Below are 11307 nucleotides of genomic sequence, written 5' to 3'. Positions count from 1 at the left end.
GCGCGGATAAAACGGCGGATCAAACAGCACCAGCGCGTCGAACCGCCGTCCATACTTGAGCGCATGCATCGCAGCCGTGACGCCCGACAGCGAATGAAACAGCCCGGCGGCAGGCTTGGCGCCAAGCTCGCGATTAATCGCGTGCCAGACGGCGTCCATATCAGAGATGAAGTTTTGCCAGGTATGCCCTTCGGCGGTGTGCAGCGGGTTGTGCCCGTGGCTGCGGAAATCGAAGACGATCACTTCGTAACGCTCGCGCAACGGTCCCCAGAATGGAAAATAACCGTCGATCGCAAGTCCGTTGCCGTGACTGAGCACGATGCGCGGCGCGCCGGGGATACCATGCTGGCGAACGTGGATCGTCGCGCCGTCCTCCATCTTCACATCGAAGGCGTGACGCGCGCGCGGCACATGATGAATCGGTTGATGTTGGTTCGTCTCGTTCATTCGTTCACAGCATCCTTACCGGATCGATGTCGATGGCAAGAAAAATACCGTCGCGCTCCGCCGACGGCCCAACTTCGGCGCGCATTGCGGAGATCGCCGCGCGCATCGGTTTCAGTTCGCGCGATTTTATCATCACCTGCCACCGGTAGCGCTGCTTGATCCGTTCGATCGGCGCAGGCGCCGGCCCCAGCACGCGGATGCCCTCCGGGGTTGAAGCGTTGGCCAGCGATTTGGCGACCGCCTCGGCCGCACGCCTGACCAGGCGCGGCTCCGCGCCCTCGATTCGCACCATCGCGAGGCGCGCAAACGGCGGATACATAAGGTCACGGCGCAGTTGCAGCTCGCGCCGCATGAAGCGCGCGTAGTCCTGATCCCTGGCGGCGCGGATGCTGTAGTGGTTCGGCGCGTAAGTCTGGATGATCACGCGGCCCGGGCGCTCGCCACGTCCCGCGCGCCCCGCGACCTGCGTCAACAACTGAAACGTTCGCTCGGCGGAACGGAAGTCGGGCATGTTCAGCGCCATGTCGGCGTTTACCACCGCGGCCAGCGTGACGCCGGGAAAATCGAAACCCTTGGTGATCATCTGCGTGCCGACCAGGATATCTATTTCGCCCGCGCGAAGCTCAGCCAGCATCCGCGCGCGCGCTCCGCGCAGACTGCTCGTGTCGGAGTCCATTCTTTCTATCCTCGCCGCCGGCATCATCTCCGCCAACGCCTGCGTGAGTCTCTCGGTGCCGAAGCCCTGCCCCTTGAGCCCGTAGCCATGGCATTCGGGGCACGTGTCGGGCGCCGCAGTATGATTGCCGCAGTAATGGCATCGGAGCGAGCGGTCGCGCATATGAAACGTCATGCTGACGCTGCAATTCGGACACGCGATCACGTTGCCGCAGATATGGCATTGTAGAAAATTGTGAAACCCCCGGCGGTTGAGGAACACCATGCTCTGGCCGCCCGACGCGAGATTTTCGCGCAGCGCAGCGGCCAACGCCGTCGAGAGCGGCACCGCATCCGGAACTTCCACTGCTTGAGGCTTCGGCTGTGCCGGTCCCGCTCCATTTGCAGGCTTGGCCGCCGCAAGCCTGCGCGCGTCGGCGACTTCGCGCCGCATATCGACGACTTCGACCGATGCCATCGCGCGATCGTTCACGCGCCGCGAAAGCCGGATCAGCCGGTACCGTCCGCGCCGCGAATTCGCATACGACTCGCTCGACGGGGTCGCCGAGCCGAGCACGATGGGGCATTTCGAAAATCCGGCGAGCGCGACCGCGAGATCGCGTGCGTGATAGTAAATTCCTTCCTCATTTTTGTACGAAGCGTCGTGCTCCTCGTCAACGACGATCAAGCCGGCGTCGTGAATCGGCGCGAAGATCACCGAGCGCGGACCGATCATCACTCGCGCCTGCCCGCCAATCGCCGCCATCCAGCTCGCCCATCGCTCCGACACGCTCTGCGCGCTGTGGGCGACGGCGACCAGCGAGCCGAAACGCGCGCGAAACGATCGCACAATCTCGTCAGCGAGCGCGATCTCGGGCACCAGGACCAAAACGTTTCGCCCGGCCGCGAGCGCGCACGCGGCAAGCTTCAGGTAAATTTCGGTCTTGCCGCTGGCGGTGACACCCCAGAGCAAAAACGCTTCGTAGCGCCGATGCTCGATGGCCGGCGAAATCGCATCCAGCGCGACTTGCTGTTCGTCGGTGAGATCGAACTGGGCCGCCGCGACGCTCGGAGTTGCCGCGCCGGGCGCCGCCTCGATCGCGATCAACCCGCGACCCGCGAGGCTCTTCAACGCCGCGCTCGCGCCGTCGATCTCAGCCTTCAGATCCACGACGCGCGCGCCCGTGGCGCCGGCGTTGGCGATCGCGCTCAGCACTTCACGCTGCTTCGAGCCGCGAACGCCCTCGATGCTTGCGCCCGCGGCGAGTCGCGCGATCAAATCCGCGGTATCGCGATGCCTTCCCGAGGCAGCGTCACGGCGCTCGAGAGTGCCGTCCGCGACAAAGCGGGCGATCGTGGCGCGCACCTCGCCGGGCGGACCGATTTTCTCGAGCTGACGCGTGGTTGCCGCGCGCCTGGCGATCGTCTCGATAATCGCGCGCTCGACTCGCGTGAACGCGGCGCGCGCCAGCTCGTCGGGGGGAGTCGCGAGCCTGTACGCGGTCCTCGACTCGACCCGCGCGACCGCGGGAATTACGCTGCGGTACGCGTCCGCAATTGAAACCATGTAGTAAGACGCGAGGAAGTCCATCAATTGCAGATGCGCGCGATCGAACAGCGGCCGCGGCTCCAGGACTTCGAGGATCGGCTTCAGTTGCCCGGTCGAAAGCCGTTCGCCGACCTCGGTGACCACGCCCGTCAGCTTGCGCGAGCGCAGCGGCGCGAGCACGCGATGCCCCGGCTGGATACGCCCGTCGAGCGCCGGCGGAATCGAATACGTCAGCGCTTCGAATCCGCGCGTCGCGCCGACGATCACAACATTAGCCTGCATCCTGACTCTCTCTGCCCGGCGTCCAAACCGGCCGCGCGCAAGCAACTTACACCCCGCGCGAGCGATGCGGCGAGCCGCCACACCCCTGAGTCCCGGCTATGCCCGATCGTTCCACCGCTTTCGCGGGCGCGTCCAGTCTGGTTGAATCGGGGGATGGAGGCTCGCGCGAACCAAAACGCGCGGGAGGCGACACAAACCGATGCTGCGATTTCTGACTGCCGGTGAATCGCACGGCCCCGAACTGGTCGCGACGGTCGAAGGCGTGCCCGCCGGCTTCGACATCGACGTTGCCGCGATCAACGCCGAACTCGCACGCCGCCAAAAGGGTTACGGCCGCGGCGGCCGAATGCTGATCGAGAAGGACGAAGTGCGGCCGGTTTCCGGCATCCGCTTCGGCAAATCGCTCGGCAGTCCGATCACGTTCATCATCGAGAATCGCGACTTCAAGAATTGGGTCAAGCGGATGTCCGCCGATCCCAAAGATCGCGCCGAGGCGGAGGTCGTCACGCGCGCGCGGCCCGGCCATGCCGACCTTGCGGGCGTGCTGAAATACAATCTCGAAGATATTCGCGACGTGCTCGAACGAGCTTCCGCGCGCGAAACCACCGCGCGCGTGGCGATCGGCGCCCTGGCAAAGCAAATTCTTTCGCCGTTCGGAATCGACGTGCTCGGCTACGTGGCGAGCATCGGCGCGACCGAGGCCAATACTCCCGCCGCGCTGAGCACCGAAGAGCTGCGGCGCATCACGGAAGCATCGCCGGTGCGCGTGGCGGACCCTGGCGCCGAAGGTAAAATAATCGCCGAAATCGACGAGTGCAAAAAGACCGGCGACACGCTCGGCGGCATCGTCGAGGTGATTGCGACCGGATTGCCGGTCGGGCTCGGCAGCCACGTGCAATGGGATCGCAAACTCGACGGACGCCTGGCGTTCGCGCTGCTCAGCGTGCAGGCCGCCAAAGGCGTCGAGTTCGGGCTGGGCTTCAAGGCGGGACGAATACGCGGCTCCGAACTTCACGACGAAATCGGATACGACGCCGCGCACCGCCGCTTCACACGCGATTCCAACAATTCCGGCGGCACCGAGGGCGGCATGAGCACGGGAGAACCGCTGCGCGTACGCGTGGCGTTCAAGCCGCTATCGACGCTGATGCGCCCGCTGCGCTCGATCGATATCAAAACCAAGGCGGAAGCCGTCGGCGCGATCGAGCGCTCCGACGTATGCGCGATTCCCGCCGCCGCCGTCATCGCGGAATCGGTGGTCGCGTTCGAACTCGCGGCGGCCTTCCTCGAAAAGTTCGGCGGCGATTCAATTGTCGAGATTACGCGCAACTTCAAAGGCTTCGTCGAACAGGTCCGCAACTACTGAAACGCCGGCGCGCGCAGGGCCCGATAGAAGCGCGCGCCCAGTTCCGCGCTGCAACGCAAATGACGCCCAAACTGATCCTCACCGGATTCATGGCCACCGGAAAAAGCTCGGTCGGCCCGCTGGTCGCGCGCCGTCTCGGATGGGAATTCGTGGACGTCGACGCGGTCATTGTCGCGCAGGCGGGAAAATCAATCGCGCAAATCTTCGCCGACCATGGCGAGGCTCACTTCCGCCGGCTCGAACGCGAAGCGGTCGCGCATCTGACCGGCGATCGCCGGCGATGTCCACAGTGCCACGGGCCGCATCCCGGAGTAATCTCGACTGGTGGCGGCGTACTGCTTGACGAATCAAATTGCGCGGCGCTCAAGCGCGCCGGCGTGATCGTATGTCTGACCGCGCGGCCTGAAGTCGTCGCCGCGCGCGTCGAGCGATCGAAAGCCAGGCGCCCGAAACTGACCGAGGGCGGAAAATCCACTTTGGATCGAATCAAAGAGCTGATGGAGGAGCGGGACGGCGCCTACGCTCGCGCCGATGTTCAAATCGACAGCTCCGATCTCAGCGTTGATCAACTCGCCGACCAGGTTATCGCGGCCTTCGCCGCACACGGCGCGCGACGATGCGTGCCGTCGGCGGATGGCGTACGATCCTAGAGATGCGCACCATCCGCATAGAACTCGGGCCCGCGTCGCATAACGCTCAGGTCGGTGCGGGAATCCTGGACCGGCTTGGCGAGCTGGCATGCGACGCCGGACTAAAGCCGGGTTCATGCGCCATCGTCACCGACTCGACGGTCGAAAAGCTTTACGCCGCGCGCGTCGAGGACACGCTTCGCAAAAGCGGTTTCGCAACCGCGGTAATTTCGGTGCCGCCTGGCGAAGCCTCCAAGTCTCTCGCGACGCTCGAGCTTCTCTACGATCGGATGACCGAGATCGGGCTTGACCGCAACAGCGCGGTGTTCGCGCTGGGCGGCGGCGTCGTTGGCGATCTCGCTGGATTTGCGGCTGCGACCTTTCTGCGCGGCGTAGCGCTCGTACAAGTTCCGACCACGGTGGTGGCGCAAGTGGATTCCGCGCTCGGCGGCAAGACCGGGGTCAACCATCGGCACGCCAAAAACCTGATCGGCGCGTTTTACCAGCCGCGGCTGATCGTCGCCGACGTGACCGCGCTTGCAACGCTGCCGGAGCGCGAGTTTCGCGAGGGCCTGGCGGAGGTCATCAAGTATGGCGCAATCATGGACGCGCCGATGATCGCGGACCTGGAACGCGACCTCGATTCGATCCTTGCCCGCCGGCCCGATCTGCTCGAGCAAGTCGTCGCGCGATCGCTGACGCACAAAGCCGCCGTCGTCGGCGCCGACGAGCGCGAAGGCGGTCTGCGCAAAACCCTGAATTTCGGCCACACCATCGGTCACGCGATCGAAGCGAGCGCTGGATACGGCAGCTACTTTCACGGTGAGGCGGTTGCTATCGGGATGGTCGCGGCGGCGCGGCTGTCCTGCGCACATGCCGGCTTCTCAGCCGACGAAGCGTCGCGTCTTCAGCGCCTGATCGAGCGCGCCGGCTTGCCGACTGCGATGCCTCCCGGATGGCACGGCGACGACTTTATCCGCGCGCTTAGTCTCGACAAGAAACGCGCCGCTGGCGCGGTCGAAGTCGTGCTGCTCGACCGCCTAGGTCATTCGATGACCAAGCGCCTCTCGATTGACGAGATCGTCGCACCCGTGCTCTGAATATCCGGACAGGTCGAGCTAGACCCCGAGGCTCCTGACGAGTAGTGTTCTTAAGATAACTAATTGTGACGAAAAGTCCATATAACTGCTTGGCATTTATATGACGAGTTTAGTATGCACTGACTAGCGTATGCCGGGTTGCTTCGACCGTTACAGAGTTAAAGGCCGGGAAGACGAGGGAAACGCGCGTAGCGAAGAGGTGTCAGATGAATCGTTTCGATGAAGTGAACAGCAGCGTCCTGACGGTGCAGGAAGTATCAAGCTACCTCCGGGTGCATTCGTCCACGATTTACAGGATGCTGAAAAGAAACCAGCTTCCCGCGTTCCGCGTGGGCAGCGACTGGCGTTTTACCGTCGAGGCAATCGACAAATGGCGCGCTGCCGTCGAGTCTGGCGCCCCGCTTCCCGCAAGCCACAGCGGACTGAATCTGAAGTAGCCGGATAACCTCCCGGCTGGACGAAAATCGACGCGCCGGCAAGCGCGCTCTGGAAATACCGGCGCTGATTTTCCACCCGCATAGCACGAATCTTCGCCTTTGCCGCGCCGGCCCGCTTCAGGGCCGGCAAGATATTTTCAGGCACGTGGGTCGGCGTCGAGTCACCCGCCGCGGTGGCGCCCTCAAATGCGTCGAGCGGGGATTCAGCTATCTAACCGGAACGATTTGGCGTGGACTTGCCGTCGCTGCCAAACAACGCCGCGAGGATGATCAGCGTGACGCCAATCGAGATCGCGCTGTCCGCGACGTTGAACACCGGGTAGTTCAGGTCGTAGTAATGCGCGCGCACAAAGTCGATCACCAGACCGCCGCGAAGCGCACGATCGATCAGATTTCCCGTAGCACCGGCCAGAATCAGCGCGAAGGCAACTGAGTTGATAGTCACGCGCTCCGATCGCACTATCAACACGATCAGCACGATTATCGCCGCGCACGACATCGACAGCAGAAACGCTCTACGGACCCACGGCGGTGCATCGGCCAGCATGCTGAACGCCGCGCCGGGATTCCGCGTGTACGTGATATCCAGGTAGTTCGGGACGAGCGCGATACTTTCATACAGCGCCATGTGCGCCTTGACGAACAGTTTGGTTGCCTGATCGAGTACGATGATCGGAATCGTGATAGCGCCGATCAAAAGCAGGAACGGCTTGCGCGGCGCCCGGCCGGCTAATTCTTTGCCCGCTCCTTGCCCAGGTGGGAGGCCGGGAAGAGGCTTGACGCTCGATCGTTCCTGCAACGGCTACGCCCCCACCACCGCGCGGCATCTTGCGTCCAACTGGTGATCGCCGCCTTCATCGAAGTACTTCCAGCATCGCGCGCACTTCACCCCGGACGCGTGACGCCCAACCAGCGTGATTGCCGGATTCGCGGTGGCTCGCGCGAAACTGCCATCGACGGCGAAGTCCTCGCGACCGCCGGCTTGCGATCTTATCTCGGCTGCTTCCGCGTCGCCCAGAATCGCGACCTCCGAGACGATGAACAAGTCCGTCAGCACTTCGCGATACTGCTTGATCGTTTCGGCAAGCCCGCTCTCAGAGCCGGCGTCAGCTCCGAGGCTGATCGCAGCATCGAGCGGCGCGCCGATCGTTCCCGCCTTGCGCATCGCCTCCAGCAGCTTGAGCGCCTCGTCACGAATCCTGAGCAACGGCACCCACTGCGACACCAGTTTTGTGTCATTCCATGAACTCAAATCGTTCAGTGTGAGCAGGTGCACGCTCAGTTCTTTGTTGCCCGGCAGATATGAGTAAACTTCCTCGGCGGTGAACGGAATCAGCGGCGCGAGCATCCTGACCAGCGCGTCGAGAATCGTGAACAGCGCGGTCTGCGCAGAGCGCCGCTCGACCGATTTCTCCGCCGAGCAGTAGAGCCGATCCCGCGCAACATCGACGTACGTAGCACTCAGATCCACGACTATGAACTGGGAGAGCGTCCGATAGGCTGTCTGGAAATCGAACTCTTCGTAACACTTCCTTACTGCTTCGCCCACCTGGGAAAACACGGCGAGGATATACCGATCAAATTCAAGCATATCGGAGATTTCAACTGCGTCGCGCGCGGGATCGAAGTCCGCGAGGTTGCCCAGCATGAACCGGCAGGTGTTGCGAATTTTTCGATACGACTCCGACACCGCGCTGAAAATCGTCTGGCCCAGCGCGATGTCGGCCGTGTAGTCGAGCGACGCGTACACCAGTCGCAGCACGTCGGCTCCCATCCGCCCGACCGCATCGACGGCGTCCTCCGAGTTGCCGAGCGACTTGGACATCTTGCGGCCCCGCTCGTCCACCGTCAGTCCATGGCTGATTACGCTCTTGAACGGCGCCGCGCCGCGCTCGGACACCGCGCAAACCAGCGACGAGCCGAACCATCCGCGCGCCTGTTCCACCGCTTCCAGGTACGCGTCCGCCGGCCATGCCAGCTCAGGGCGCGCGCCAAGCACCGCGGCTTGCGAGGAGCCCGAATCGAACCACACGTCGAGGATGTCTTCCTGCTTGACGAAATCCGCGCCGCCGCAGCGCTGGCATTTGAGGCCTGGCGCGACGAAGTCCGCCGCCGGCCGGCTGTACCATGCGTCGGAACCCTCACGCGCGAAAATTTCCGCGACGCGATCCATCGTCGCCAGCAGTGGCGCGACCTCATCGCATTTCGCGCACCTGACCGCGGGAATCGGCACGCCCCACGCGCGCTGGCGCGAGATGCACCAGTCGGGGCGCGTCTCCGTCATGTTGCGGATCCGATCGCGCGACCATCCGGGATACCATTTCACTGTGTCGATCGCATCGATCACTTTGACCCGCAGTTCATTGTGATCGATGCTCACGAACCATTGCTCGGTCGCAAGAAAGATCAGCGGATTGTGGCATCGCCAGCAATGCGGGTAGCTGTGCGAGAAGTTTTGCGCGTGCAGCAGCGCGCCGGCCGCGGCCAGTCTCTCGACGATCGACTTGTTCGCCTTGAAGACGTTCTGCCCCGCCCAATCTCCGCCCTCCGCCGTGAACACTCCGCCCCCATCGACGGGAGTGAACGGCGTCAGCCCGTACGCCTTGCCGACCACGAAATCCTCGTAGCCGTGTCCCGGCGCGGTATGCACCAACCCGGTGCCGGCGTCCGCCGTCACGTGCTCGGCGTACATCAGCTTGACGTCGCGCGGGATAAACGGATGTCGAAAGATGTCCTGGCCGTCCAGCGCCTTGAGCGCGTCGCCGCTGAGCGCGATGCGTTTTTCAACTGCCAGCCCGCATTCCTTCTCGACGTTGTCCGCCAATCGCGACGCTACCACGTAGTAATGCTCGTTGGCCTTCAACGCGACGTAGTCGAAAGTCCCGTTCAGTGAGATTCCGAGATTCGCCGGCAAAGTCCACGGCGTCGTCGTCCAGATTACGGCCGACAGTTTGCCGGCCTTGTGCGCGGCGTCAAGCTCGGCGCCGTCGCTGCGATCTGCGGCCAGCGCGCCCGCGTCCTTGAGATTCGAATTGAACGCGAACGCCACGTAGATCGACGGCGAAACGTGTTCGCGGTACTCGACTTCAGCTTCCGCCAGCGCCGTGCGGCAATCGAAGCACCAATGCACCGGGCGCAATCCCCGATACACGTAGCCGCGCTCGACCATCTTGCGCAGCACCTCGATTTCGGCCGCGTCGTACCCCGGCGCCATCGTGAGATACGGCTTGAACCAATCGCCGATCACTCCGAGGCGCCGGAAGTCCGAGCGCTGCAGGTCGATCCATTTTTCCGCTTCGGCGCGGCACAGCTTGCGCAACTCGAGCTTGGAAATCGTGCGCGCCTGGTCGCCGAGCTCGCGCGATACCTTGTGCTCTATCGGCATCCCGTGACAGTCCCATCCCGGCACGAACGGAGTGCGATATCCCATCATCGAGCGCGATCGCACGACGAAGTCTTTCAGAATTTTGTTGAGCGCGGTCCCCAGATGCACCCGGCCGTTGGCGTACGGCGGCCCGTCGTGCAGCACCCACAACGGCGCGTCCTTGCGCGCCTCCATCAAGCGCCCGTAAAGGCCGATGTCGTCCCAATGCTTGAGCATTTCCGGCTCCCGCTTGGGCAGATTCGCCTTCATCGGGAAGTCGGTCCTGGGAAGTTTCAGCGTCGATTTGTAGTCGGTTTCAGCCACGCGTCATGTTGCCCGCGCGCCCGTGCGCGCGCGATCTCCTTCGCAATTATCAAGTATCGAGCGTCCGAACAGATTAACTTACGCGGCACTCGCTGGCGAGTATCGAGCGCATCCGCGCATCGATGCCGTCCTCTCGTGCCGTTTGAATCCCGCCGCCAGTCTCCATATCATCTCTCGCGCACGATTGAAGCATCGAATTACATATCCATAGAAAAAATTATGGGACTCAGAAAAGTAACTGTGTTCGACAAGGAAGGCACCACCCTCGTTCCCGTCCAGGAGGACGGCCAGGCGAAACCCGCCGTGATGGGCGTGCGATGGGTCAATCGAGACACCTTCGAAACCATTCGCGTGCGCGGCGGCAAACGCACCGGCCCCAGGAACGAAGTCCTGATGGAAGTTCCCGCGACGCTCGACACCGGCGCGTTCGCAATCGAGGACTTGCCCCCGCCCAAGGTCAAGCAAAAGCTCACGCAAATCGAAAAGCCCGCCGGGGCGGGAAAATCGGCGAAAAAATCATGACCGAGCCCGCTGCGCTCGCGGGCCTGCGCGTGCTCGATCTGACCGGCCATCGCGCACAACTTTGCGCGCGGCTGCTCGCCGACATGGGCGCCGACGTCATCAAAGTCGAACCGCCCGCCGGCGACGACGCGCGCCGCATCGGCCCCTTCCTCGACGACCTCCCGCATCTCGACCGCAGCCTGTTCTTCTGGTTCTACAATCTCAACAAGCGCTCGCTCACGCTTGATCTCAACCATTCCCGCGGCGCCGACATCTTGCTCCAGCTCGCCCGCTCCGCCGACGTCGTCATCGAGAGCTACGCGCCGGGCATCCTCGACCGTCTCGGGCTTGGCTGGGATACTCTCCATCGCGAGAACCCCGCGCTCGTCCTCTGCTCGATTGCTCCGTTCGGCCAGACCGGTCCCTGGCGCGACTTCATCGCCGACGACACCGTGCTGACCGCGTTGGGCGGGATGCTGTACATCAACGGCTTCCCCAATCACGCTCCGGTTCGTCCGCTCGGTCTGCAGGCTTACCATTCGGCGGCGTATTACGGCGCGATCGCCGTGATGCTTGCGCTGCTCGCGCGCGATCGCACCGCTGAAGGTCAGTGGATCGACCTCAGCATGCAGGAGGCCACCGCGGCCGCCACCG

At 63.5% G+C, this 11307-nt stretch carries 10 protein-coding genes; 6 read left to right on the top strand and 4 right to left on the bottom strand.

Features of this window, described 5'->3' with window-relative positions; all coding sequences use genetic code 11:
• The coding region (locus tag ABSB13_RS15455; RefSeq protein WP_428110124.1) for an alpha/beta fold hydrolase at positions 1-447 on the bottom strand (447 nt) is incomplete at its 3' end.
• 4 nt (positions 448-451) lie between these two features.
• A complete protein-coding gene (gene priA, locus ABSB13_RS15450) occupies positions 452-2932 on the bottom strand; it encodes a replication restart helicase PriA (protein ID WP_428110122.1) in 2481 nt (826 codons plus the stop codon).
• Between the two features lie 199 nt (positions 2933-3131).
• Between priA and aroC the strand changes: the two genes are divergently transcribed.
• The 4 genes from aroC to ABSB13_RS15430 all read left to right on the top strand — a co-directional run bounded on the left by aroC (position 3132) and on the right by ABSB13_RS15430 (position 6464).
• Entirely contained in the window at positions 3132-4298 is a 1167-nt protein-coding gene (aroC, locus tag ABSB13_RS15445) for a chorismate synthase (protein ID WP_428110121.1), read from the top strand.
• A gap of 59 nt (positions 4299-4357) precedes the next feature.
• On the top strand, positions 4358-4948 hold the full coding sequence (locus tag ABSB13_RS15440) for a shikimate kinase (RefSeq protein WP_428110120.1): 591 nt from the start codon (positions 4358-4360) through the stop codon (positions 4946-4948).
• Positions 4949-4950: 2 nt separating this feature from the next.
• The gene (gene aroB / locus ABSB13_RS15435; protein WP_428110118.1) at positions 4951-6027 is read left to right on the top strand and encodes a 3-dehydroquinate synthase; all 1077 of its coding nucleotides are present in this window, start codon (positions 4951-4953) and stop codon (positions 6025-6027) included.
• Positions 6028-6233: 206 nt separating this feature from the next.
• A complete protein-coding gene (locus ABSB13_RS15430; protein WP_428110116.1) occupies positions 6234-6464 on the top strand; it encodes a helix-turn-helix domain-containing protein in 231 nt (76 codons plus the stop codon).
• A gap of 211 nt (positions 6465-6675) precedes the next feature.
• On the opposite strand, the gene lspA is transcribed toward ABSB13_RS15430, so the two are convergent.
• Complete coding sequence (gene lspA / locus ABSB13_RS15425) at positions 6676-7263, bottom strand: signal peptidase II (protein ID WP_428110115.1); 588 nt, start codon at positions 7261-7263, stop codon at positions 6676-6678.
• Between the two features lie 3 nt (positions 7264-7266).
• Positions 7267-10152, bottom strand: a complete 2886-nt coding sequence (gene ileS, locus ABSB13_RS15420) for an isoleucine--tRNA ligase (protein WP_428110113.1) — start codon at positions 10150-10152, stop codon at positions 7267-7269.
• A 219-nt stretch (positions 10153-10371) separates the two neighbouring features.
• Between ileS and ABSB13_RS15415 the strand changes: the two genes are divergently transcribed.
• A complete protein-coding gene (locus ABSB13_RS15415) occupies positions 10372-10674 on the top strand; it encodes a hypothetical protein (RefSeq protein ID WP_428110112.1) in 303 nt (100 codons plus the stop codon).
• A partial coding sequence (locus tag ABSB13_RS15410; RefSeq protein ID WP_428110110.1) for a CaiB/BaiF CoA transferase family protein occupies positions 10671-11307 on the top strand: 637 nt, incomplete at its 3' end. The genes ABSB13_RS15415 and ABSB13_RS15410, both read left to right, overlap by 4 nt.

This window comes from Binatus sp. (SeqCode) (genome assembly GCF_050013435.1).
Lineage (GTDB): Bacteria > Desulfobacterota > Binatia > Binatales > Binataceae > Binatus.
This window is presented reverse-complemented; position numbering and strand designations above follow the sequence as displayed.

Coding starts and splice junctions, on each gene's coding strand:
- priA (WP_428110122.1), bottom strand. CDS start 2,932: ATGCAGGCTAATGTTGTGATCGTCGGCGCGACGCGCGGATTCGAAGCG.
- aroC (WP_428110121.1), top strand. CDS start 3,132: ATGCTGCGATTTCTGACTGCCGGTGAATCGCACGGCCCCGAACTGGTC.
- ABSB13_RS15440 (WP_428110120.1), top strand. CDS start 4,358: ATGACGCCCAAACTGATCCTCACCGGATTCATGGCCACCGGAAAAAGC.
- aroB (WP_428110118.1), top strand. CDS start 4,951: ATGCGCACCATCCGCATAGAACTCGGGCCCGCGTCGCATAACGCTCAG.
- ABSB13_RS15430 (WP_428110116.1), top strand. CDS start 6,234: ATGAATCGTTTCGATGAAGTGAACAGCAGCGTCCTGACGGTGCAGGAA.
- ABSB13_RS15415 (WP_428110112.1), top strand. CDS start 10,372: ATGGGACTCAGAAAAGTAACTGTGTTCGACAAGGAAGGCACCACCCTC.